Raw genomic sequence first — 20,986 nt, 5'->3', positions numbered from 1 at the left:
TCCTGAGCGGCGTGGCGTTTGCGGCGATCATCTTCTGGAGCCTGATATGACTGACATGACTGTAGAAACTGCTGGCGTCCTTTTCGAAATCAGATGCCGCGGCATGATCGCGCGGATGTATGCACTTCGCAACGTTGAACCGACCAAAGAGGTGTGGGGATACATTCTTGATGAGGAGGAACTGACGCTTCGGACGATTGGAGAGATTGCTCACGAGCTTGGCTTCCACGTCGATGCCGTCTTCCAAAATGCGGATGTGCCGGAGGTGTTGGAATGACCCATCCCAAAGGACTACGCCTAGCCAACGAGACGTATGCGCGGGAAGGCTATCCTGACCGTCTTTATATCCCGCTCAATGCCCTGTCTCAGTGGCATAGGAAGTGGCCGTGCCTGCCTGCATTTGAGCCTGTCTGCGTCGGTGACCCGTGCGAGGTATACGTGCGCGTCCAGAAGGAAGATGAGCTGGATACGCTGAGAGCTGAGAATGATCGGCTGCGAGAAGCCCTTCAACTCTATGCTAATGGCTGTGATGCGACTGAGACGCACGCATGCGGATACGAGGGCAATCTGTGCTGCATGACTGCTCGCCGCGCCCTGAAAGGCGGTGCAGCATGACCCTCGTAATCTTCTCCCTCGGTGGCCTCGCTCTCCTGTGCATGGCCGGTGCCGTCATCGCCATTCTTACGGGGTTGGCGTGATGACCGAGACACCCGCACAAATCGCAGCCCGCTACGGGGCCACTGTCAAACCCGGCGTGAGCATCAAGCGCATTCGCCCCGGCGTAAGCGGCATCTGGGATGAGTTCGGCAACGCCCGGACCTGCCAACTGCATCCGCGCGCCAAGGCATTCTACACCCGCGTCAAGCGCGCAATGGACGCAGGCGCAAACACCGTAGCCGAGATCGCGAAGCAGACCGGCATCAACGAACAATCCGTTCGCCAGTGGATGCAGCGCATCCGCCAAGAGCGCACCAGCATGGAGCTATCCCAATGAGCAGCGTCAACTACAGCTTGATGCAGTTTCTACGCCTCGTGGATGACTTCAGCTCCGACACTGAGTGCTGGAACTGGATCGGCGCGGGAAAAGGAAATGGTTACGGCCATACGACGGTAAACGGTCGCAGCATGGGTGCGCACAGAAGGGCGTTCATCCTTTTCTATGGAGAGATCCCAAGCGGCTTTGATGTTTGCCATTCTTGCGACAACCGGGCCTGCGTAAACCCGAACCATCTTTTCCTAGGTACTCGCGCGGAGAACATGACCGACGCGATGGTTAAGGGCCGAACTGCTGGCGGAAACAGAAAGCACCTCACCGAGAAAACGGTTCAGGAAATCCGCCGTCGCATTCGAACTGGTGAGCCAGATCTGCTGATTGCGCGCGCCCTCGATGCGAACAGCGAAACTGTCAGAAAAATCAGAGAAGGGAAGTCCTATGTCGGGATCGGTCAATAAAGTAATTCTCATTGCTCGGCTTGGCGCTGCCCCTGAGGTGCGCAGCTTTTCCAATGGCGGGAAGGTCTGCAACCTTCGGGTAGCAACGTCTGAGACGTGGCGCGATAAAAGCTCTGGTGAACGCAAAGAGCGGACGTCTTGGCATAGCGTATCCATTATGTCCGAGCCGCTGGCAAAGGTGGCTGAGCAGTATCTCCGCAAAGGGTCAAAGGTCTACATCGAGGGCCAGTTGGAAACCCGCAAATGGAGCGATGCTAACGGTCAGGACCGCTACAGCACGGAAGTTGTTCTGCGCCCCTATCGAAGCGAGTTGGTCATGCTCGACGGGCCTCAGGGCGTCGGTCAGGGCAACGGGCAATCCTCTGGCGGCTATGGCGAGCAGCAGGGCAGCGGCTACGGCGCAGGCGGGCGACCCGGTGGTGACTTCGACGACGAGATCCCATTCGCTCCGGAGGTACGCGCATGAAACGTGCTCCGAGCGCATACACCCTTTCCTCGCTGCAATCCGTTCTGAAAAGCGGATGCAGCGCTGGCATCGGAAATACTTGGTATCCCGCGCGACCCGAGGGCCTGCATTCCATAAAGAGCCGCCTCCATCTGGCGTGGGAAGTCTTCACGGGGCGCGCGGATGTCCTGCGCTGGCCCGGCGGACAGTAGGAGGCCGCAGAATGACCAGCAGCATCAAACGCGAGGGCGACACTGCCGTTATCAGCATCCCCATGAGCGAGGTGCATAACCTGCGCGTCTCTCTGGAGGAATGCCCGTGCAAGGCGCCGAAGTCCACGGTCGGTATTCAGCGTCGCAAGGCTCTGTGCGCTGGTCTGGCAAAGCTGGAGGCACGGGGATGAACGGATTCATCAGCATCATCGCAAAGCTCGGGCCGAAGCCTGAGCCTGTCGTTGACCCTATCACGGCGCTCCGCAACGAGAACGAAGCCCGCCTGTCTGTGGAGGGCAACACCACGCGGCGCGGGGAAATCCTCGCCGAGCAGAAGCGGATCACCACGGCTGCGCTGCGGAAGGGGGTGCCGCATGGCTGACATTTGGGGCCCGTGGATCGAGCACGATGGGAAGGGCTGCCCGGTCCCGGTAGGGACTATATGCCATTTGGTTTGGCGGGACGGGCTCGAGATAATAGCCAACGTCGAGGGCAGTGGCTCGTGGGTGTGGGGTGACCTCCGCTACAGCTCAACGTCGGGGCGTAATAGTTACGGGGAGCCCCTCGTTCCGATCGTCCGCTACCGCATCCGCAAGCTTCGCGGCCTGACGATCCTGCAAGAGATCGCCGCTTACCCTCAGCCAGTGCGGGAGGATGCGTGATGGGCAAGATGTCTCGCAACAAGGGCGCAACCTTCGAGCGTGAGTGCGCATCTGCACTGCACGCAGAGCTTGGCCTAACCTTCTCGCGCAACCTTCGCCAGTATCAGACAAGCGGCCACGGAGACCTAACGACGGATCACGAGCGCTTCCCGTTCTCGCTGGAGTGCAAGCGGTATGGCTCAGGGGCGGGCTGCCGTCCTGTGTGGCAGGCACAGGCAGCGGAGAGCGCAGAGAGCGTCGGCAAGTTCCCGGCGGTGCTGTTCCGGTTCGACGGGGCAACGCAGATCCGCGTGTCGCTTCCGGTTCGCGCGATGCTTTCGCAGCTTTCGGCAGACCCCGGCGATGCGTGGGCAGAGATCAGCTTCCCGGCGTTCTGTGCGCTCTGTCGCGAGATGATGGCCGATGCCTGGATGGCGAACGATTATGCCGATCTGCACGCGAAAATCATCCCCAAAGGATCAACAGATGCAGCATAAATATGTGGATGCGCCGGAAAAATCCTTTGTTTCACAGGTGCATGGCGCTAGAATGAAGCGAGCCGAGCAGCGCGCCAACGCTAACCCGGCTCTAACCAAAACCCGATCAATGGAGGATCGTGGAGTGGCCTTTGATGCCAATATAGGAAGCGGACGCGAGTCTGCAAACAATAATCAGAAATATCTCACCGATAAAGAGGTTGTCGCCGCGTCGTACATCAACGGCGGGATTGTTCGCGACATCGCTCGAGAGGTTAGCTACGCGTCCGGCGTGAAGCTCTCTGCTATCCTAGGACCGTCCCGTCTGAAGGAGCATGTGCGCGCCCGAGACATGGTGATCTATGCCGCAAAACGCATGGGCCTTTCCGCCTCGCAGATCGGGCGTGAGCTGGACCGCGACCACTCTACAATCATCGTCGCAATTCAGCGCGAGGAAAAACGGAGGGCGCCAGAGTGAGCCTCCCATACTTCCCCATGTTCCCGTCAGACTTTGAGGCAAAAACCTCTCATCTGACGATGGCCGAGGATGGGGCATACAATAGGCTTCTGCGCATTTGCTGGATGACGCCGGGATGCACGATCCCTTCCGACGAAGCATGGATCATGCGCCGCGTTCGGGCATTCGCAGATGCTGACAAAGAGGCGGTGAAGTCCGTCCTGAGTGAGTTCTTCGACCTAGAGGGAGGCAGATATAGCAATGCTAAGCTGCTCAAGATTTGGGTGGAGGCACACGACGCTCATGAAAAGCGGAAAATCGCTGGGGCAAAGGGTGGAAAAGCTAAGGCACTGAATTCAAACGATAACGACTCTAGCAATGCTAAAGCAAAGCTCAAGCAACCAGAACCAGAACCAGAACCAGTATTAAGAGATGATACTAACGTATCATTGTCGGAACCTGCGGTGCCGACTCCAGCGAATGAGGTTTCGCAGGCTGTCTCTGCATACAACGAAACTGCAGCATCCACTGGATGGCCTCAGGTTCAGAAGATGACCCCCAACCGCTCTACGCAAATACGGGCTAGGCTCCGCGATTGCGGCGGGCTTGAGGGGTGGGCTGTTGCTCTCAGCAGGGCGCGAGAAAGCGACTTTCTGTGCGGACGCACGGCGAAGCCTTGGACCGGGTTCGGGTTCGATTGGCTCATCAAGTCTCAGAATTTCACCAAGTTGATGGAAGGTAACTATGACAACCGAGATCGCAAAACAGCAGGGGCCGCAGATGATCCGGTGCTACGGGCAATCGCTCGAGCCGCAGGATCGTTCTAAGCACCGTGCGTGGATCGGTGTTCGTGTCTCTGCCTTGCTGGAAAACTACTGGCAGACCAAGCCGAGCGAAGCCACGCTTGAGATGATCTATCAGGACTGGATTGACGAGCTGGATCACTTCACCCGCGAGGAGATCACCGCAGCATGTCGCAGCTGGGTTTCCGCAAACCCTCGCCGCAAGCCTAACTTCGGTGACATCTCGGCGCTTGTCGTTGCCGATCGCGCCGAACGCAGAGCAGCGCTCCCCAAGCCGCCAGAACCTGAGGCACGCCCGCTCCCCGAGGACGTGGAAGCACGCCGGAAAGCTGCCGAGGAAATCATGGCTGGTTTTGTTTCGCGGCACAGACAGGGGCACGCGCAATGATCGAAGGCCGCATCCCACACGAGTCACTCGCAATGCTCCGCATGTGGCGCGCTGTCGCCGCTGGGGCCATCACGGACGCCGCCCGGGAAATCACCCGCTCTCATGGCAAAGACCGCGAAATCGCCATCGACTACCATACACGTTATTTCAACGGGCGCGACTGGCGCGAGGTCTGCGAGACGGCAGGCATCACGCACAACCCAGACGCCGTGATGCGGTTCCTGACATCCGACAAGGCACGACCCACGGCGCAAGGCTGCCAAGTTTCGATGGGCGTCACCACCAGAAGCCAGGAGGCTGCGGAATGAGGGTATTGGTAGCTTGCGAATATTCTGGCGTGGTCCGCGATGCGTTCCTGCGCATGGGGCATGAGGCCATGAGCTGCGACCTGCTTGATACTGAAGTCCCCGGGCCGCATTACAAGGGGGATGTGCGCGACGTGCTGGATTATCCGTGGGATATGATGGTGGCTCATCCGCCTTGCACGCATCTCAGCGTCAGCGGTGCGCGGCACTTCGAAGCAAAGCGCATGGACGGGCGCCAGCAGGCAGCGGTCAGCTTCTTCATGATGCTGGCAAAGGCAGACATCCCGCGCATCGCGATTGAGAACCCGGTCTGCATCATGTCGAGCCTCTACCGGAAGCCGGATCAGACGATCCAGCCTTGGCAGTTCGGCCACGGTGAGACGAAGGCAACCTGCCTCTGGCTCAAGGGCCTGCCGCTGCTTCGCCCGACGAAAATCGTTGAGGGCCGAGAGGCGCGCGTTCACCGAATGCCGCCTGGACCGGATCGCTGGAAAGAGCGCAGCCGCACATTCCCTGGCATCGGAGAAGCCATGGCCCAGCAATGGGGATGGCGCGAGGATATGAACCTGGAGGCTGCGGAATGAACAACGAGCAACAAAACGCAGAGCGCAAAGTTTCAGTAGTTCTCGCAGCTGTCCCGGATCCGTGGCGCGGAGTTATCGAAAGGCTCATTGAGGAGCGCGATTTCTTGGCAAGGGCAGGAGTGACAGAACTGGCATCGCGCAACCCATCAGTGATGGAATACATGCAGCACTGGGAGGGCCGCGCAGAGAAGGCCGAGGCCCGCATGTACCAGCTGCGGAAAGCTGGCGATGACCTTTCGTTTGCGGCGCAGACATCGGGCGGAACGGCAGGTGAAGATCAGTCTTTGAAAGAGGCGATCTCGGAGTGGGAAGCCGCTACGAAAGGCATGATTAAATGACCCTCCAGACGCAGATCGAAACACAGGCCGAGACGATCAGCCGTCTAAACACGGAGCTTGCCCGCTACCGCAACCGCGAGGCGGCGCACCTCCGCATCATCGAGAAGCAGGCGCACACGATCGAGCAATACCGCAAGCAGGCAGACCTGGCGGCAATGGCGCGGGCGATATTCAAGGAGCAGGGATGATGGATGGAAGTGCATTTAGAGGGCTTGGAGAGGCAATCGCAGCAATGTTTTGGGTGTCAGTTGCTGCAGTCATAGGGTGCATAGTTCTGCTGATCTATGTGGTCTGGTCGTGGGCAACGGCACCAGAGTGGCAGTACGAGGCAATCTCTCGAGGCTTCGCGACCTACTGTCCGAGTAGCGGAGATTTTGCTTGGAGAGGTGAATGTAAAAAGCAGGAGCAGGGACAGTGAGCAAGACAAAGCGGAAAGCAAAGCTGCGCAACGGAACGCGCAAAGGCACATTCGGAAGGGCAAAGCCGACCGTTGCGATGATGCCTTGGGATATGGGAGCCAGCGGGCCAGCGAACCGGCAGAACCTTATCGAGGAGGGCGCGCCGACGATCGACCGTGACACAGGCAAGGAGCACAACCCCAACGGCGTGAAGCGGATGCGCCGCCATAGCTGGATCTCGATCTATCGACGCAAGGGGAAGCTAAGCGAACGGCAATTCAACACGGCTGACCAGATCCACCGGGCAAGCCTCGGGAAGCTCTCCGATGACCCGCTGCGAGCGCTGTTCATTGATCGTGGTATGGCCTGCGACGACGCACAGGCGGCGGCATTCGACCAGCGGCGCGCGTTTCATCGCATCGACGCGATGATCCCGGATTATGCTCGCCCGGTGATCGAGCGTGTCGTGATCGAGGATCAGCCGCTCTGGCCCGGAACTGCGCATGAACGGCACCTAGACAGGCTTCAGCGCGGGCTGGATGAAATCGCAGATGTGATGGATGCGATGCGAAAGGTGCGCAAGATATAGGTGATGCTTGACGCGGAACAGAAATGTCCGTATCTTCAAGACAATCGCCAGAGGCGCGACTGGAGAACGGTTGCGCCTTTTTGATTCCGCTCTTTGGCGGTGCATCGCACAATGACCATGAAGCCTTGACCGGTGGATTTAGGAGTGGTTAGTCGCCCCGTAATTTCCGATGCACTTCCTGAGCGCGGCGGCGTGGAAAGCAGACACGCTACGTGATTTCCCGAATTGTGGATGATGTTGTCAGGCAATCCCCTCTCCACACTAGGAATAGCGTAAATATTTGTTGTAACCTGAAACAATAGTCGGAGTAGCGAACGGCCCGCGCTCACCTAGTCGTGCGAGAGATCGCACAGGGCGGAACGCGAGGCTGAACCTTTCGTAGGGGAGGTGTAGGTCTTGCTTAGGGCGGCTAGATTGGTCGCCCTCTTTATGAACATTGGCTCTGGTTCGCCTCAAGGCTCTGCCCGGAGGATAATAGGTCTACCGATTGGAGGCCCGGACAGAGTCAATGTGCACCAACGCGCAATCAAGAGTGGATCAAGAAACCGCACTTCTTTGCAGAAAGCGCAAAGAACATGAGAGCATCAAGGGAATACAGGCGCTGGATTAACCGTATGCGAAAGAGGCATGGCGGGAAGAATGGAGTTATCCGTTCTGCACTTCTCGATGCGCCTGAAATGGAGCGCAAGGACGTTAACAGTAAACGTGGCCCGCGACATGCTCAGCGGGTTAAAGCAAGGTCCGCAGGACACGGCTAAGGCAACCTCCTGCGACTCCGACTTCTGTGCATAATGCGCACACAACACCGCTCACAAGACAGTGAGCCAGCCCGTCGCAATCGCGGCGGGTTTTTCATATTAACTGAAGCCTAAATGAGCGCTGCCCAACCGGGCGGACCATGGAGGGTATGATGGGCAGGCCGCCTAAGTATCAAGATAAGTATGCCAAGCAGGCCGAAAAGCTTTGCTTGCTTGGGGCTACAGACCAAGAGATCGCGGATTTCTTTGAGGTCGATGTGCGGACTGTCTATCGCTGGAAGAACGATCATGACGCCTTTTGTCAGGCCTTAAAGGCGGGCAAGGAGACTGCGGACGATCGCGTCGAGCGCAGCCTGTTCCAGAAGGCTACGGGATATGAGCAGGAAGAGGTGAAGATCTTCATGCCTGCTGGTGCTGAGGCGCCCGTCTATGCACCATTCCGAGCGAAGTATGCGCCAGACACGACTGCAGCAATCTTCTGGCTCAAGAACCGCCGCCCTGATGAGTGGCGTGACAAGAAGGAAATCGAGGCAAAGACGTTCAACGTCACGATCTCCGGTGATGATGGCGAACTCTGATGTCCTTTGAACTGACGCCCAAGCAAAAGGAAGTGCGAGCGATCTTCTCAAAGGCCTATACCTACCTCCTCGTCTACGGGGGCAGCCGCAGCGGTAAGACATTCTTCATCATCTACTCGATCGTAGTTCGGGCAATGAAGGCGCCAGGATCGCGGCATGGCATCTTCCGCAACGATGGGGTGGATGCAAAGCAAGCAATCGCCAAGGACACACTGCCAAAGGTGGTAGGGCTAGCATTCCCTGACCTTCCTCTCACGTGGAAAGAGCAGGACGGATACTTTGAGCTGCCGAATGGCTCGGAGATTTGGATCGCTGGCCTGAAGGACAAGGCGCGGCTCGATAAGGTTCTGGGCCGTGAATTCGCGACCATCTATCTCAACGAGGCATCGCAGATTACGCTCGAGGCTTTCGAGGTGGTCAAAACGCGCCTCGCCCAGAAGGTGAAGCAGGTAGACGGAAAGCCGCTCAAGCTGAAGCTGTACGTTGACCTCAATCCGACGACATCGGCGCACTGGACATACAGAATTTGGGTTAATGGCACGCACCCGGACGGCGACTTCAAGATACCGGACCATGAGGCGAATTACGCTCATATTGTGGTCAACCCGAAGGACAATGCGGAAAACCTACCGGAAGAATACATCACGGCGCTGAGCAACATGCCGGAGCGGATGAAACGCCGCTTCTTCGAAGGCAGGTTCACGGCAGACGACGACAATGCTCTCTGGCGCCGGGATTACATCAAGCACGAAGACCCGCCCGAGATGAAACGGGTTCTGGTCGCGATCGACCCTGCAGTGACGAACGCAGCCGGAAGCGACGAGACGGGCCTGATCGTGGTTGGCGAAGGCGTGGACGGAAAAGGCTACGTGCTCGCAGATGGCAGCGGGAAGTTCCGCCCCGAGGAATGGGGGCGCCGCGCATGGTCGCTGTTCGACACATACGATGCTGACCTGTTCGTTGCCGAGGTGAACCAAGGCGGGGATATGGTCGAGTCTGTGCTGATGGCGCAGGCAAAGGGTCGCACAGCCAAGGTGAAGAAGGTTCGGGCAACCCGCGGCAAGGACGTGAGGGCCGAGCCGATCGCAGGCCTCTACGAGCAGAACAAGGTCCGACACGCAGAGCCGCTGCAAGAGCTGGAAGACCAGATGTGCAGCTTCACGCTGGGCTTCGATCGCAAAGAGGCTGGCTACTCCCCAGACCGCGTGGATGCGTTGGTGTGGGGGCTTACCGAGATATTCCCGTCGATGACCCGAAAGGTCGTTGACCCGAGCAGATTTGAAATCCCGGCGGCTGCCGGTGGAAGTTGGATGGGCGTATGATGAAAGACGACGACATCATTCACGAAGCCCGCGAGAGGGTCGATGCGGCCATGTCCGCTGACCTGATCAACCGCGAAGAGGCCGAGACTGACCTGCGGTTCGCTGCAGGCGACCATTGGGACGAAGACGACCGCCGCGAGCGTGAGCTAGCCAAGAAGCCCGTTATCACCATCAATGCCATGTCGCAGTTTGTGCGGCAGGTGACTGGGCAGATCCGTGACCTTAACCCGGCAATTCGCGTAATGCCTGCGGATGGCTCTGCAACTAAAGAGATTGCAGAGATCAACGAGGGCTTGATCCGCCACATCGAGTATCAGTGCGATGCGGCTGACGTCTACGAAGGAGCCGCAGAGAGCGCGGCGCAGTGTGGCATTGGTCACTGGCGCATTCGCACCGACTATGTCCCGGGCTTGAGCTTTGATCAGGAAATCCTGATCGAGCGCATTCACAACCCGTTCGCAGTCATCTGGGACCCGTGCGCAAAGGACCCGACCCGAAAGGACGCGCAATACTGCTTCATCCTCGATGAAATGAAGCGCGAGGAGTTCAAGAAGGTATATCCCAAGGCTTCTTGGGAGTCCCTGAGCGAGGACAACAAGCCCGCAGGGATGCAGTACTTTTTCTCGGGCGATACTGTCACGGTCGCAGAATACTACTGGATCGAGCACGAGAAGGTGAAAATCGGCCTGCTCGAAGATGGCCGGATCATTGAAAACCCGCGCCCGCCCATGCAGTACGTCAAGGAGCGCATGGTGAATATGCCGCGCGTGAAATGGGCCAAGATCACCGGAAACGAAGTGCTGGAAGGCCCGCAGGACGTCGCTGGCGAGTTCATCCCGGTTGTGTCCGTGGTTGGCGAAGAGCTGCACATGGGCGAGGGGATCTATCGCTCGTCGGTGATCCGCTTCGCGCGTGACCCGCAGCGGCTTTACAACCTCGCGCAGTCCATGTCGGCGGAAATCATGACGCTGCAGCCGAAGGCGCCGTATCTGGTCACGACTGAGAACGTCGCTGGGCTTGAGCAGTTCTGGACCGACGCGAACAAGACCAACCGGCCCTACCTGCCGTTCAACCCGGATGACTCCGGCTATGTTCCGCAACGCATCGCGCCTCCTGTGCCGTCCTCGGCAGTCCTGCAGTCCATCCAGATCGCAGGCGAGGATATGAAGCGCACGACGGGCATTTATGATGCCAGCCTCGGTGCGCGCTCGAACGAGACGTCAGGCGTGGGTATCAAGGCGCGTCAGGCGGAAGCTCAGAACGGCAATTCGATCTATGCCGACAACATGGTGAAGTCGGTAACCCATACGGGCCGCATCATCGTTGGCATGATCCCGAAGGTTTACGACACGCAGCGCACGATCCGCATCCTTGGCGAGGATGATCAGGAGACGCTGGTTCAGATCAACCAAGTAATGCAGACGGAAAATGGTGAGATGGCGATGAACGACATGACGGTCGGTCGCTATGACGTCCGCATCGCTGTTGGCCCGAGCTATACGACGAAGCGTCAGGAATCGAGCGACGCCATGATGGAATTCATGCGCACCAACCCGCAGGCCGCGCCGCTCATTGGCGACCTTGTAGCGGGCATGCAGGATTGGCCCGAAGCCGACCGCGTTGCAGAGCGTCTTCGCAAGGCTCTCCCGCCGCAGCTTCAAGAGCCGAGCGACAAAGAGCAGCAAGACCCGCAGGCCATGCAGCAACAGCAGCAGGCGGCTCAGATGGCGCAGCTCAGGCAGCAGATGGAAATGCGAAAGGAAGACGCCAACACCCGTAAGGCTGAAGCAGATGCAGCCAAAGCTGAGGCGGACGCCAAGAAGGCAGCAGATGATGCAGTGAAGGCACAAGCCGACGCTGAGGAGGCCATCGCGAATGCGCAGAAGGCCCAGTTCGAATTGGCCCAGATGATGGGATCAATGCCTCCGGGGGCTAGCCCGGTTATCCAACCCTAAGAGGGACAAATGAGCGAGCAAGAGCAGGCTGCCCAAGAATGGGCGGCCCCTGAAGTCTTGGATACTTCCGAACAGGAAGCGCCGGAAGCGGTGGAAAACACAGAAGGTCAGACCCAAGAGGATCAGACCGCCGAGGAAAACGCAGATCCTGATGGTGAAGCGGAAGCCGAGGAGAAATCTGAAAGCCAGAAGCGCCGTGAGCGCAAGAAGGCACACGAACAACGGCTAAGGGAAGAACATCAAAAGCTGAAAGAGGAAAACGAGCGCTTGCGTCAGCAGGCAGAGCTCGATTCTGGATTTGGCGACCCCCCGAAAGAGAGCGACTACGACGACTACGGGCAGTATCAGGCTGACCTCGCCGCACATAAGGCGATGCAAGCGTTGGCCGCGCGCGATAGTCAACGGTCCAAGGCTGAAATGGACCGTCGCGAAGAGGCGGAACGCGCCCTCCAGCAGCAAATCATGCAGGAGCGTATAGAAAGCCTCAACGAGCAGAAAATCGCTGCCCGTGAGCGTTACGCTGACTTCGATCAAGTGTTTTATTCTGCCCATATTCCGCAGCACGTCGCGGAAATGATGATCGAAAGCGATCAGGCAGCAGACGTCGCTTATCACCTCGGGAAAAATCCAGTGGTTGCCCGGCAGATTGCCCAGATGCCCCCGCTGGCTGCAGCACGTGAACTTGGCCGCATCGAGGCCCAGATGAGCGCGCCGAAGCCGAGAACCCAATCGAAAGCCCCCGAACCCATCACGCCTGTTCGCCCTGCGGCAAGCGCGACCAAGGACCCGGACAAAATGAGTTCCGACGAATATCGCGCATGGCGTGAAGCGGGCGGCACGTTCTGAAAAGGAAGTAAGAAATGGCGAACGATTTTCGCACTCCTTCTGCGATTGCGCAGGAAACCATCATGCAGCTCGAGAATGAGCTGGTCATGGGGAACAAGGTCCACACTGACTTCTCGAATGAGTTTGTCACTGTTGGCAATACCATCCAGGTGCGCCGTCCGACTCAATACAGCGGACAAGATGATAATCTGGATATCACCGGGTATCGCGAAGACATTGAGCAGGCCACTCTGCCTGTGAAGATGAACCGCACTGTGACGATTCCTATCAAGATTGGTGCTCTTGAGCGCACGCTTGATTTCGATCGTTGGAATGAAGATGTGATCCAGCCTGCCGTTATCAAGATGCGCGACCGCATCGAGACCGAGCTGGCAAGCCTTTATTCTGATCTCTACTACTTCACCGGCACTCCAGGAACTGTGCCTGCGACCTTCAAGGCGCTTGGTGAGGGTGGCGCGATTATGACTGATGGCGGCGTACCTAATGCAGGCCGCTTTGCCGTGCATGGTACTGACGCATCCCTTGAACTGGCTGATGGGTTGAAGGGTGTTTATGTCCAGGGCACTGCAAAGACTGCTTTTGAAGAGGCAAAAATCGGTCGCTATGCCAAGTTCGACAACTACGAGTCTGTGCATGCGCCGACTCATACTGTCGGTGATTATGGCGGCACCCCCCTTGTTAAGGGCGCCAGCCAAAACGTGACCTATGCGGCCTCAAAGGATACTGGCACGCAGACCCTGGTAACGGATGGCTGGACGGCTTCGAAGACTGGTCTTCTGAAGAAAGGTGATGTGTTCACTATCGCTGGCGTGTTCGCAGTAAATCCGATCTCCAAGCAGTCCACGGGTCGTCTGCAGACGTTTGTTGTTAAGGCAGACGCAGACTCTGATGGCACCGGCAACTCAACCCTGACGATTGCCCCGGCAATTATCACCTCTGGTGCCTATCAGACCGTCTCTGCGGCTCCGGCTGACAACGCCGCGATCACCGTCAAGTCTGGGGCGGCAAACGCCTCTCACAAGCAGTCGCTGCTTCTGCACCCGAAGGCATTCACGCTGGTTACCCGCCCGCTTGATATTCCCAACGGTGCTGGCCTTCGTACTTCTACGAAGTCTGGTAACCGCGTGACGATTTCCGTCACCGAATTCGCAGACGGCAATACCCTCGATAAGACGGTGCGCCTTGATATGCTGTTTGGCGTTGCAACGATCGATGATCGTCTCGGCGCTCGCCTGACTTCGTAATGACAATGGGCGGGGCTGTAGTGGCCCCGCCTTCTTCTTCGGGAGGCTGATATGGCAACTGTCCGAGACATCTACACCCGCAGCCTTCGTAAGATCGGCGTTCTCGCGATTGATGAGACGCCAGATGCCAATATGGCAGATGCAGCGCTAGATGGCTTCAATGATGCCATGTCCTCGCTCGCTGCACGTGGCGTTGGCTACTATCACGCGAATCTGACGCATGACAGCACGTTCCCTATGGTGGACGAATGCCACAATTTCGTCGTCAACATCGTTGCAGCGGAAATCGCTCCGATGTTTGGCCGAACAGGACCCGATACGCGCAAGGACTTCATGTATCTGCGCGGTGCATTCCTGACAATCAAGGAAGCGGATCTGCCGGAAACAATTCTCGAGATGCCGTCGCAAATCCGCTGGGGTTCTACCGATGCCGATGCTTGAGTTTGTCGGCCAATCTGCGCGCGATGCTGACAACGTGCAGGCGGACCCGTCGCGGCTGATCAACTGCTATCGCGAGCCGCTGATGGGCGGGCGCTCTAAATATGCGCTCAAGTCTGTCCTGGGGGAGACGGAGTTTCTGAACTTCCCCGAGGTGTTCGTGCGCGCGCTCGAGACGGTTGACGGTGACGGATACGCAGTTGCGGGCGGTGACTTCTACAGCTTCGGCTCCGACGGCTCTTTCGTGCGTCTCGGCGGCGGCGTCTATGGCAACGCAACGATTACGGGAAACAACAGCTACGCGTGTTTCGCGAGCGGTGGCGAATATTGGGTCTGGGATAGCTCTACCCTCTCGCAGCCCACGATCCCGCTCACCAGCTTCTCTGTCGGATCGATCGACACGATCAGCAACTACACCGTGGTCACTGAGGCAGGCGGGCGCCGTTTTCTCTGGTCAGATATTGCTGACCCGACGACGCTTCCCGCGCTGAACTTTTCGACCGCAGACGGGAAGGACGATCTTTGCATTCGCTGCATGGCGATCGGTGGGCGCCTCTACATCTTCAAGGAGCGCAGCTTCGAGGTCTGGTATGTGACCGGCGATACCGGTGCCAATGCATTCGCGCGTACCGTTGGCGGCGTGATTGATGTTGGTCTGGCGGGGCACGACCAAATTTGCCGGGTGGAAAACGGCGCGTTCTTCATCGGGTCGGACGGGAAAGCTTACCTGACGGGTGACGGGCAGCGCAGCGCAGTGTCAACGCCTGCCGTGAACACTGCCATTGCGCAGGGTGAGGTGGCTTCGTGCTTCACGTTCGAAGACGAGGGCCATTCGTTCTGTGCAATCAGCTTTCGCGACCGGCCCGCATGGGTCTATGACCTCGCCACGCAGGAATGGCATGAGCGCGCCGAGGGGCAGAACCTAGATCCATGGACTGCACGCGTTTCCGTCTATGCCTATGGCGCGTGGACGGTTGGCCGTGATGATGGCGGTCTGTCTCAGCTTGGCCGCACGAATGCGGATCGTGATGAGCCGATGGTACGCGAGGCAACGAGCCGCACGCTTTACGTCGAAGGCACGCGCTTCACGGCTTGGGAAATTGAGTTCTATCCGAAGAAGGGCCGCAGCAATGGCACGATCAGCCTCTTTCTCTCGCCAGATGAGGGGGAGACGTGGGGCCGTGAGCGCACAACTGGCATCGGCCCGGTGGGAAATTACGGGCGGCGCTGCAAATTTGGTCCTCTAGGCCAGTTCGACAGCCTGACGGCGCGGGTTCGGTGGTCGGACCCATACGATACAGGATTAGAGACATCTGCGAGGGTTAGAACATGACGATCAAAGCAGAAAACTACGTCAAGGATGGCGAAAACGGCGTGATGTTTTGGAAGGAAACCAAAAGCATCACGACGATGGAGCAGGCAATCGCTCAAAATGAGTGCTGGTTCTGTGAATATGGCTCACATGCAAGCGGAGCCGAAATGCTCAAGAAGGCTGAAAAGATTCTGAAATGATAACGAAGCCTCTCACGCCGCAAGAGCCAGCCACGCAGCAGGGCGACCGGGCTTCGCAGGAGCTGATCGAGGTCATCCAGCGTCTGCACGAGGCCGTGAAAGATCTGCAGGCGACTGTCGCAGACCATGAAGCAAGAATTACCGCGCTAGAACCATGACAGATCGTAAAAACGCCCTCGCCCAATCGAATGCTCTCGCGGCAATGACGCCGCTTGATAGGTTCAATGCGCTTGCTTTGCGCCCACTTGTTCCGGGCGAGCGAAGAAATAATCATGATGGGTCTTATTCGACGGAAATATTGATGACCGACCAATCTCCTGATGGCGGGGTGATGAACTATCCGTCTCTATGGAAGAGGGGCGATCAATACGTCGAACTCCCGCCCGAAGAAGCATTGAAGAACATGATCCTTCTTGAGCGCATGTTTGGCGTTCGCTTACCGCGCTATGGGTCGGTAGACGCAGCGGTAAACATAGCAAAGCAGACGTCTGCGAATGGCGGCGGGTCCATCGGTCGCTTCTTTACAAACCGGCTCTCGCAAAAGCCGTGATCCGCAAAATAACGGCGGCTGAGGCGCGCCCTTACTTCGACCACCCGACGCAACGCCGCGCCGGGATGATCGACCCTGCCGATCTGCACGACAACGGAATTGAATATTGGGCTAACGGGCCGATGTGCGCAGCCTTCCACGCGGCGCACTGGCCGGGCGTGCTGATGGCTCACCATGGATGCAGGCCAAAAGCCTGGGGAAGCGCAGCAATCCTCGCGAGAGAACTTCTGCTGCATGTCTGGGGCGAGAAATCGCCTGACCTGATCATCGGATGGACGAAGGAAAGCAATCGTGCGGCAGTCGCTATGGCTCGCCGTGCTGGCTTCGTCGTGGACGGAAAACTGAACCTGCCTGATGGCGCGGTTCTGATGCAAAGTTGGAGGCCATAATGCCTATTGGTGCAGTAGTTGGAGCTGTCGGCAGTGTTGCTGGCGGCCTTCTAAGTTCGTCTGCGGCAGGCAAGGCTGCGGATGCTCAAAGCGCGGCGGCAGACAAGCAGATTGCCCTTGCTCGCGAGCAATACAACACGACCCGCAATGACCTCGCGCAATTCCGTGATGCCGGTGGGCTCGGTACACAGGCGTATCTCTATGAGCTTGGCTTAGGGAATGCACCAACCTTTGGCGGCAATCCGGCTGACATCACGACGATCAAAGACACGGCACCGGCACCAGTTGGCATTTTCGGGTCGATCGATCAGGCATTTGCGAACTGGGGCAAAAAAGACAAGTCCAATACCACTACGCGATACAGTGTGAATGGGCAGCTGTTCGACTCCCTGAAGGCCGCGCAAGATTATGCTGCGGCGAACCCGACCGGCGGCTCTACATATGGCGGGTATCAAGAGACGCCCGGCACGCAGTACCTTCTTCAGAAGGGTGCAGACAGCGTGAACGCCCTTGCTGGCTCTCGTGGTGGTCTGGACAGCGGTGCAACCCGTCAGGCACTGCAAGAGAATGCCATGGGCATCGCGAACCAAGGGTACAATACCTATCTGAACCGTCTGGCCGGGCTCTCCGACATGGGTGCTAACGCGGCCAGCATGAATGCGACCAACTCCGCGAACTATGTCGCAAATGCCTCCAACGCGCTCGCCAACATGGGCAACGCGCAATCGGCTGGCTACATCGGCAGCGCGAATGCGATCAACCAAGGCATCGGAAATGCGATCTCGAGCTATGGCTATCTGAGCAACCTGAATAAGCCGCAGTCAAGCTACTACTCGAGCGGCACGGCAGGGCAGGGGATCTGGTAATATGAGCCAGAACGCACTCGCCGCAGGTATCGTGAACACGGCCAATGCACTTGGCATGTCGCCGGTCGATCTCGCGACCATCATGTCATACGAGACGGCAGGGACTTTTGACCCGACCAAAGCAGGTCCGACGACGCAATGGGGGCAGCATCGTGGGCTAATCCAATTCGGTGAGCCGCAGGCGCAGCAATACGGCGTGGATTGGCAGAACCCTGTCGCTTCGCAGCTCGGCCCTGATGGTGCTGTGGCGCAATACTTCCGCGCGCATGGCTGGCAGCCCGGAATGTCCATGCTTGACGCCTACAGCGTCGTGAATGCGGGCGCACCGGGCCGCTACAATGCATCCGATGCGAACAATGGCGGAGCGCCGGGAACCGTGGCCGATAAGGTCAACAACCAGATGGCCGCGCATCGCGCAAATGCAGAGCGCCTTCTGGCTGGATACGGCGGCGAACAGGCTCCGCAACAAGCGCCCCAGCAAGACATGCCACAACAGCAAGGCCAGCCGCAAATGGGCCAGGTTCCGCAGCCCAACCAGATGCAGGCTCCGCAATTCAAGCCACTCCAAGGCTATCAGATGACGCAGAACGCTCTGGCCATTCAGCCGGTGCAGAATCCGCGCTTCAACCAACTCGCGAAATACATGGGGTAAGCACATGGCTTCGATGAATTCCGGCATCATCCTTGCGGGTCAGCCCGTCGATTTCGCTAGCTCGATCGGGCGTGGCATTCAGGCAGCTGGTGCGCAGAACCAAATATCTCGGCAGAATGCGCTGGCGAACCTGTATCAGCAGCAGGGCGCCGGGATTGCGAATGGTGATCCGCGCGCGCTCAACGCACTTGCAGCCTATGATCCGCAGGCGGCGATGCAGGCGAAAGCCACGCAGCAGGACATGCAGCTATCGCAGAAGCGCATGGACGTGCTGAGCGCGCAGGAGAAGCGCGCAGCTGCTGAATACGCGGCGGGGCTGTCTAAAGCGCAGCGCGAGGAGGAGGCAACTAAGATCGAGACGGCGGTTAAGATGGGCATGGCCGCGCAAGACCCGCAGCAATGGGATGCGCTGATGGGCAAGATGGCCCCGGATCTTGTCGGGAAGTTCGATCAGCGCGAGATGCTGGGAAATCGCTACATGACGCTGGCCGACATTCTCAAGCAGCAGCAGGGGCCTGACCCGACGAAAAATGCCCCGAGCGGCTACATGTGGAATGACCCGAAAAATCCGCGGGCAGGCGTCTCGCAAATTCCCGGCTATCAGACGAAACCTGCGGATGATTACGGGCGCTATGTGCAAGAGGAGAATGCGGCAGGCCGCAAGCCTCTCACGCGCCTTGAGTTCGAGCAGGCGAAGAAGGGCAAGGGCTTCAGCTATACGACGCCGGACGGCACGACAATTTCCTTCGGTGGTGGGGCTGATGCCAATTCAGCCCTAAGCCCATCGTCTCCAGAGTCCATGATCTCGAGCATCGATGGAATTCTGAACGATCCAGCGCTTGACAGCTCTACCGGCATCTTCGCACCGCTTCAGAATATTCCCGGCACCCCAATGAAGCGTTTCGGCGCACGCGCCAAGCAGCTTGAAGGGCAAGCGTTCCTGCAAGCATTCAGCAGTCTCAAAGGCGGCGGTCAAATCACCGAGATTGAAGGCCAGAAGGCAACGCAAGCAATCGGTCGCCTCGATACCGCACAGAGCGCAGATGACTATCGAGCCGCACTAACCGAGCTTCGTGATATTCTCGTGAAGGGTTCGCAGCGACCGAAGGGTTGGGCTGAGCAGCAAGGTGCTATGGGGCAGTCAGCAGAGCCGCAAGGTGGGCAGAAGACGCAGAGTGCGCCGCAAGGTGACGTGACAAACATGTCGGATGAAGAATTTCTCAAAACGCTGGGGCTTGAGTAATGGCATCGACCTACGAAGAAATTATGGCGAAGTCGAAAGAGCTATACGGTTCTGGTGATGTCGCTGGTGCAAAGCGGCTTGCGAAGATCGCCCTTGATCGTAAAGGCGCCGCCCAACAGCAGGATGCAGTACCACAGGCTGATATGTCCTTTTGGGGGCGCGTAAAGGATAACGTCATCGGTGTGAACGATGGCATCATGTCGCCCGGAGAAAAGCTTGCTACGGCCCTAAACATGGGTGGCGAGAGCATGACGCTTGGTGTTGTCGGAGATGAAGCTGCTGCAGCAGCGGACTCTCTTATCGGTCGCGGCGACTACGCCTCGCGGCGGGACAAGTACCGCCAAGATGAAAAGCAGTTCAGCAAGGAAAATCCGAAGCTGTCATTCGCAGCACAGGTAGCCCCAGCCTTCCTTCCAGGCATGGGCGCTATTGGCGCCGTTGGCAAGGCGGCTAGCGTCGGAAGCGCAATGCTTCGCGGTGCCCTTATCGGCGCTGGCTCAGGTGCGACTTATGGCTTTATGGAGGGCGAGGGCGGAGTCGCAAATCGCATCAAGGATGCTGGGTGGTCTGCTGCAGCCGGATCTCTGTTTGGCGGTGCTGCCTCTGGTGCTGTTGCTGGGCTGAGCAAAGTCCCAACGATGGTAAAAACTGCGTTCGGAAGGGCGGACAAGCGACCGACAGTCGAGAACCTTCGTGCTGCGAAGAATGCTGCATATAGTGCAGTAGATCAGTCCGGTGAGAAATTCTCCGGAGCAGAAACGAAGAAGCTTTATGATACCGTTTCGTCTGCCTTCAACGATGCAAACTATGTCCCGGAAGTTGACAATGCGTCGCGCGCCGTTCTGTCGATCCTAGACAAAAACGCGGGGAAAGAGTTGAGCGTCAGCAAGCTCGACAAGATCCGCCAAGGACTCTGGGCGCGATACAATGCCGCGAAAGACCAGCCGCACATTCTCGACGCAATCCATGCAATTGATGACTTGATGGAGTCAAAGGCTGGGACGTCTGAGCTAATGGCGACTGCTCGCGCTGCGAACAAGCGCTTTTCGAAGGCGGAGATGCTGGATAAGGCATTTAAGAAGGCTGACGATCAAGTTGCCTCGACGGGCTCCGGCGGGAACACCGTGAACAAGTATCGTCAGGTTGTGACTTCCATCGTCAATGACCCGAAAAAGGCGCGCTTCTTCTCGGACAGCGAGATTGAGCTTATGCGTGCTTTCATTCGCGGTTCGCGCGACGAGAATATCAAGCGCCTGGTGGGGAAAATGTCGCCCAGCGGGAATGGCCTCATGATGACGCTGCACATCCTTGCTGGCGTCGGGACGAATGGCGCAACCATCCCATTCATGGCGCTCGGCTCTGCATCGAAAAAGGCGGCGGAAAAATCCGCACTTCGTGGCGCAGAGGCAATCAAGGATTCTGTGGCAGGATTTGTTCGCCCGCAGCAGATTACTCGGGTTGCCCCCGCCGCGACGGCGACTGCACCACTTTCATACGAAACGCAAAGCGTGCTCCGTAATAGGCTAGCCCCAAGCCCATAAAGTT

30 protein-coding genes are annotated in these 20,986 nt (G+C 58.1%); all 30 read left to right on the top strand.

Going from position 1 to position 20,986, the window contains the following annotated elements:
• Positions 1–46: 46 nt before the first annotated feature.
• On the top strand, positions 47–277 hold the full coding sequence (locus BMI85_RS16135; protein WP_078602007.1) for a hypothetical protein: 231 nt from the start codon (positions 47–49) through the stop codon (positions 275–277).
• A complete protein-coding gene (locus BMI85_RS21200) occupies positions 274–615 on the top strand; it encodes a hypothetical protein (protein WP_143595133.1) in 342 nt (113 codons plus the stop codon). The genes BMI85_RS16135 and BMI85_RS21200 overlap by 4 nt, the downstream gene beginning before the upstream one ends.
• Before the next feature lie 82 nt (positions 616–697).
• On the top strand, positions 698–994 hold the full coding sequence (locus BMI85_RS16125; protein WP_078602005.1) for a helix-turn-helix domain-containing protein: 297 nt from the start codon (positions 698–700) through the stop codon (positions 992–994).
• Entirely contained in the window at positions 991–1,452 is a 462-nt protein-coding gene (locus BMI85_RS16120) for an HNH endonuclease signature motif containing protein (RefSeq protein WP_078602004.1), read from the top strand. The genes BMI85_RS16125 and BMI85_RS16120 overlap by 4 nt, the downstream gene beginning before the upstream one ends.
• A complete protein-coding gene (gene ssb, locus BMI85_RS16115; protein WP_078602003.1) occupies positions 1,433–1,918 on the top strand; it encodes a single-stranded DNA-binding protein in 486 nt (161 codons plus the stop codon). The genes BMI85_RS16120 and ssb overlap by 20 nt, the downstream gene beginning before the upstream one ends.
• 202 nt (positions 1,919–2,120) lie before the next feature.
• Positions 2,121–2,300, top strand: coding sequence for a hypothetical protein (locus tag BMI85_RS16110; RefSeq protein ID WP_078602002.1), 180 nt, complete (start codon positions 2,121–2,123; stop codon positions 2,298–2,300).
• Positions 2,297–2,491, top strand: a complete 195-nt coding sequence (locus BMI85_RS16105) for a hypothetical protein (RefSeq protein ID WP_078602001.1) — start codon at positions 2,297–2,299, stop codon at positions 2,489–2,491. The genes BMI85_RS16110 and BMI85_RS16105 overlap by 4 nt, the downstream gene beginning before the upstream one ends.
• Positions 2,492–2,770: 279 nt before the next feature.
• Positions 2,771–3,247, top strand: a complete 477-nt coding sequence (locus BMI85_RS16095; protein WP_078601999.1) for a hypothetical protein — start codon at positions 2,771–2,773, stop codon at positions 3,245–3,247.
• Entirely contained in the window at positions 3,237–3,704 is a 468-nt protein-coding gene (locus BMI85_RS16090; RefSeq protein ID WP_168174804.1) for a helix-turn-helix domain-containing protein, read from the top strand. Before BMI85_RS16095 ends, BMI85_RS16090 begins: the two co-directional genes overlap by 11 nt.
• Positions 3,705–4,427: 723 nt before the next feature.
• Positions 4,428–4,874: a hypothetical protein gene (locus tag BMI85_RS16080; protein ID WP_143595131.1), complete on the top strand. Its 447-nt coding sequence runs from the start codon at positions 4,428–4,430 to the stop codon at positions 4,872–4,874.
• A complete protein-coding gene (locus BMI85_RS16075; protein ID WP_143595129.1) occupies positions 4,871–5,182 on the top strand; it encodes a hypothetical protein in 312 nt (103 codons plus the stop codon). Before BMI85_RS16080 ends, BMI85_RS16075 begins: the two co-directional genes overlap by 4 nt.
• On the top strand, positions 5,179–5,763 hold the full coding sequence (locus BMI85_RS16070; protein WP_078601994.1) for a hypothetical protein: 585 nt from the start codon (positions 5,179–5,181) through the stop codon (positions 5,761–5,763). Before BMI85_RS16075 ends, BMI85_RS16070 begins: the two co-directional genes overlap by 4 nt.
• On the top strand, positions 5,760–6,101 hold the full coding sequence (locus BMI85_RS16065) for a hypothetical protein (protein WP_078601993.1): 342 nt from the start codon (positions 5,760–5,762) through the stop codon (positions 6,099–6,101). Before BMI85_RS16070 ends, BMI85_RS16065 begins: the two co-directional genes overlap by 4 nt.
• Positions 6,098–6,289 (top strand): hypothetical protein, encoded by a 192-nt coding sequence (locus tag BMI85_RS16060; protein ID WP_078601992.1) that lies wholly within the window; start codon positions 6,098–6,100, stop codon positions 6,287–6,289. The genes BMI85_RS16065 and BMI85_RS16060 overlap by 4 nt, the downstream gene beginning before the upstream one ends.
• Positions 6,290–6,515: 226 nt before the next feature.
• Complete coding sequence (locus tag BMI85_RS16055; protein WP_078601991.1) at positions 6,516–7,088, top strand: hypothetical protein; 573 nt, start codon at positions 6,516–6,518, stop codon at positions 7,086–7,088.
• 910 nt (positions 7,089–7,998) lie between these two features.
• Positions 7,999–8,424, top strand: coding sequence for a hypothetical protein (locus BMI85_RS16050; protein ID WP_078601990.1), 426 nt, complete (start codon positions 7,999–8,001; stop codon positions 8,422–8,424).
• Positions 8,424–9,746 carry a phage terminase large subunit gene (locus BMI85_RS21685; protein WP_078601989.1) on the top strand — a complete coding sequence of 441 codons (1,323 nt, stop codon included), beginning with the start codon at positions 8,424–8,426 and terminating at the stop codon, positions 9,744–9,746. The genes BMI85_RS16050 and BMI85_RS21685 overlap by 1 nt, the downstream gene beginning before the upstream one ends.
• Positions 9,746–11,701, top strand: coding sequence for a portal protein (locus BMI85_RS16040; protein ID WP_168174803.1), 1,956 nt, complete (start codon positions 9,746–9,748; stop codon positions 11,699–11,701). The genes BMI85_RS21685 and BMI85_RS16040 overlap by 1 nt, the downstream gene beginning before the upstream one ends.
• A 9-nt stretch (positions 11,702–11,710) precedes the next feature.
• Entirely contained in the window at positions 11,711–12,547 is an 837-nt protein-coding gene (locus BMI85_RS16035; protein ID WP_078601987.1) for a hypothetical protein, read from the top strand.
• A gap of 14 nt (positions 12,548–12,561) precedes the next feature.
• A complete protein-coding gene (locus BMI85_RS16030) occupies positions 12,562–13,791 on the top strand; it encodes a P22 phage major capsid protein family protein (RefSeq protein ID WP_078601986.1) in 1,230 nt (409 codons plus the stop codon).
• Between the two features lie 51 nt (positions 13,792–13,842).
• Complete coding sequence (locus BMI85_RS16025) at positions 13,843–14,232, top strand: hypothetical protein (protein WP_078601985.1); 390 nt, start codon at positions 13,843–13,845, stop codon at positions 14,230–14,232.
• On the top strand, positions 14,219–15,562 hold the full coding sequence (locus BMI85_RS16020) for a hypothetical protein (protein ID WP_078601984.1): 1,344 nt from the start codon (positions 14,219–14,221) through the stop codon (positions 15,560–15,562). The genes BMI85_RS16025 and BMI85_RS16020 overlap by 14 nt, the downstream gene beginning before the upstream one ends.
• Positions 15,559–15,741 (top strand): hypothetical protein, encoded by a 183-nt coding sequence (locus BMI85_RS16015; RefSeq protein ID WP_078601983.1) that lies wholly within the window; start codon positions 15,559–15,561, stop codon positions 15,739–15,741. The genes BMI85_RS16020 and BMI85_RS16015 overlap by 4 nt, the downstream gene beginning before the upstream one ends.
• Positions 15,738–15,899 carry a hypothetical protein gene (locus BMI85_RS21475; protein ID WP_168174802.1) on the top strand — a complete coding sequence of 54 codons (162 nt, stop codon included), beginning with the start codon at positions 15,738–15,740 and terminating at the stop codon, positions 15,897–15,899. The genes BMI85_RS16015 and BMI85_RS21475 overlap by 4 nt, the downstream gene beginning before the upstream one ends.
• Complete coding sequence (locus tag BMI85_RS21195) at positions 15,896–16,291, top strand: hypothetical protein (RefSeq protein WP_143595127.1); 396 nt, start codon at positions 15,896–15,898, stop codon at positions 16,289–16,291. The genes BMI85_RS21475 and BMI85_RS21195 overlap by 4 nt, the downstream gene beginning before the upstream one ends.
• Complete coding sequence (locus tag BMI85_RS16005; RefSeq protein ID WP_078601981.1) at positions 16,288–16,680, top strand: hypothetical protein; 393 nt, start codon at positions 16,288–16,290, stop codon at positions 16,678–16,680. Before BMI85_RS21195 ends, BMI85_RS16005 begins: the two co-directional genes overlap by 4 nt.
• Positions 16,680–17,546, top strand: coding sequence for a hypothetical protein (locus tag BMI85_RS21190; protein WP_143595126.1), 867 nt, complete (start codon positions 16,680–16,682; stop codon positions 17,544–17,546). Before BMI85_RS16005 ends, BMI85_RS21190 begins: the two co-directional genes overlap by 1 nt.
• Position 17,547: 1 nt before the next feature.
• Positions 17,548–18,198 carry a hypothetical protein gene (locus BMI85_RS15995; protein ID WP_078601979.1) on the top strand — a complete coding sequence of 217 codons (651 nt, stop codon included), beginning with the start codon at positions 17,548–17,550 and terminating at the stop codon, positions 18,196–18,198.
• Between the two features lie 4 nt (positions 18,199–18,202).
• A complete protein-coding gene (locus tag BMI85_RS15990; RefSeq protein WP_078601978.1) occupies positions 18,203–19,441 on the top strand; it encodes a hypothetical protein in 1,239 nt (412 codons plus the stop codon).
• Complete coding sequence (locus BMI85_RS15985; RefSeq protein ID WP_078601977.1) at positions 19,441–20,982, top strand: hypothetical protein; 1,542 nt, start codon at positions 19,441–19,443, stop codon at positions 20,980–20,982. Before BMI85_RS15990 ends, BMI85_RS15985 begins: the two co-directional genes overlap by 1 nt.
• The last annotated feature ends 4 nt before the right edge of the window (positions 20,983–20,986 follow it).

Origin of the sequence: Thioclava sp. DLFJ4-1 (genome assembly GCF_002020145.1) — a bacterium.
Taxonomy (GTDB): Bacteria; Pseudomonadota; Alphaproteobacteria; order Rhodobacterales; family Rhodobacteraceae; genus Thioclava; species Thioclava sediminum.
The sequence above is the reverse complement of the archived record's forward strand: the minus strand, read 5'-3'. Positions and strand labels throughout refer to the sequence as shown.

Excerpts from the sequence above, each read along its gene's own strand:
- BMI85_RS16135 (WP_078602007.1), top strand. The coding sequence starts at position 47 with ATGACTGACATGACTGTAGAAACTGCTGGCGTCCTTTTCGAAATCAGA.
- BMI85_RS21200 (WP_143595133.1), top strand. The coding sequence starts at position 274 with ATGACCCATCCCAAAGGACTACGCCTAGCCAACGAGACGTATGCGCGG.
- BMI85_RS16125 (WP_078602005.1), top strand. The coding sequence starts at position 698 with ATGACCGAGACACCCGCACAAATCGCAGCCCGCTACGGGGCCACTGTC.
- BMI85_RS16120 (WP_078602004.1), top strand. The coding sequence starts at position 991 with ATGAGCAGCGTCAACTACAGCTTGATGCAGTTTCTACGCCTCGTGGAT.
- ssb (WP_078602003.1), top strand. The coding sequence starts at position 1,433 with ATGTCGGGATCGGTCAATAAAGTAATTCTCATTGCTCGGCTTGGCGCT.
- BMI85_RS16110 (WP_078602002.1), top strand. The coding sequence starts at position 2,121 with ATGACCAGCAGCATCAAACGCGAGGGCGACACTGCCGTTATCAGCATC.
- BMI85_RS16105 (WP_078602001.1), top strand. The coding sequence starts at position 2,297 with ATGAACGGATTCATCAGCATCATCGCAAAGCTCGGGCCGAAGCCTGAG.
- BMI85_RS16095 (WP_078601999.1), top strand. The coding sequence starts at position 2,771 with ATGGGCAAGATGTCTCGCAACAAGGGCGCAACCTTCGAGCGTGAGTGC.
- BMI85_RS16090 (WP_168174804.1), top strand. The coding sequence starts at position 3,237 with ATGCAGCATAAATATGTGGATGCGCCGGAAAAATCCTTTGTTTCACAG.
- BMI85_RS16080 (WP_143595131.1), top strand. The coding sequence starts at position 4,428 with ATGACAACCGAGATCGCAAAACAGCAGGGGCCGCAGATGATCCGGTGC.
- BMI85_RS16075 (WP_143595129.1), top strand. The coding sequence starts at position 4,871 with ATGATCGAAGGCCGCATCCCACACGAGTCACTCGCAATGCTCCGCATG.
- BMI85_RS16070 (WP_078601994.1), top strand. The coding sequence starts at position 5,179 with ATGAGGGTATTGGTAGCTTGCGAATATTCTGGCGTGGTCCGCGATGCG.
- BMI85_RS16065 (WP_078601993.1), top strand. The coding sequence starts at position 5,760 with ATGAACAACGAGCAACAAAACGCAGAGCGCAAAGTTTCAGTAGTTCTC.
- BMI85_RS16060 (WP_078601992.1), top strand. The coding sequence starts at position 6,098 with ATGACCCTCCAGACGCAGATCGAAACACAGGCCGAGACGATCAGCCGT.
- BMI85_RS16050 (WP_078601990.1), top strand. The coding sequence starts at position 7,999 with ATGGGCAGGCCGCCTAAGTATCAAGATAAGTATGCCAAGCAGGCCGAA.
- BMI85_RS21685 (WP_078601989.1), top strand. The coding sequence starts at position 8,424 with ATGTCCTTTGAACTGACGCCCAAGCAAAAGGAAGTGCGAGCGATCTTC.
- BMI85_RS16040 (WP_168174803.1), top strand. The coding sequence starts at position 9,746 with ATGAAAGACGACGACATCATTCACGAAGCCCGCGAGAGGGTCGATGCG.
- BMI85_RS16035 (WP_078601987.1), top strand. The coding sequence starts at position 11,711 with ATGAGCGAGCAAGAGCAGGCTGCCCAAGAATGGGCGGCCCCTGAAGTC.
- BMI85_RS16030 (WP_078601986.1), top strand. The coding sequence starts at position 12,562 with ATGGCGAACGATTTTCGCACTCCTTCTGCGATTGCGCAGGAAACCATC.
- BMI85_RS16025 (WP_078601985.1), top strand. The coding sequence starts at position 13,843 with ATGGCAACTGTCCGAGACATCTACACCCGCAGCCTTCGTAAGATCGGC.
- BMI85_RS16020 (WP_078601984.1), top strand. The coding sequence starts at position 14,219 with ATGCCGATGCTTGAGTTTGTCGGCCAATCTGCGCGCGATGCTGACAAC.
- BMI85_RS16015 (WP_078601983.1), top strand. The coding sequence starts at position 15,559 with ATGACGATCAAAGCAGAAAACTACGTCAAGGATGGCGAAAACGGCGTG.
- BMI85_RS21475 (WP_168174802.1), top strand. The coding sequence starts at position 15,738 with ATGATAACGAAGCCTCTCACGCCGCAAGAGCCAGCCACGCAGCAGGGC.
- BMI85_RS21195 (WP_143595127.1), top strand. The coding sequence starts at position 15,896 with ATGACAGATCGTAAAAACGCCCTCGCCCAATCGAATGCTCTCGCGGCA.
- BMI85_RS21190 (WP_143595126.1), top strand. The coding sequence starts at position 16,680 with ATGCCTATTGGTGCAGTAGTTGGAGCTGTCGGCAGTGTTGCTGGCGGC.
- BMI85_RS15995 (WP_078601979.1), top strand. The coding sequence starts at position 17,548 with ATGAGCCAGAACGCACTCGCCGCAGGTATCGTGAACACGGCCAATGCA.
- BMI85_RS15990 (WP_078601978.1), top strand. The coding sequence starts at position 18,203 with ATGGCTTCGATGAATTCCGGCATCATCCTTGCGGGTCAGCCCGTCGAT.
- BMI85_RS15985 (WP_078601977.1), top strand. The coding sequence starts at position 19,441 with ATGGCATCGACCTACGAAGAAATTATGGCGAAGTCGAAAGAGCTATAC.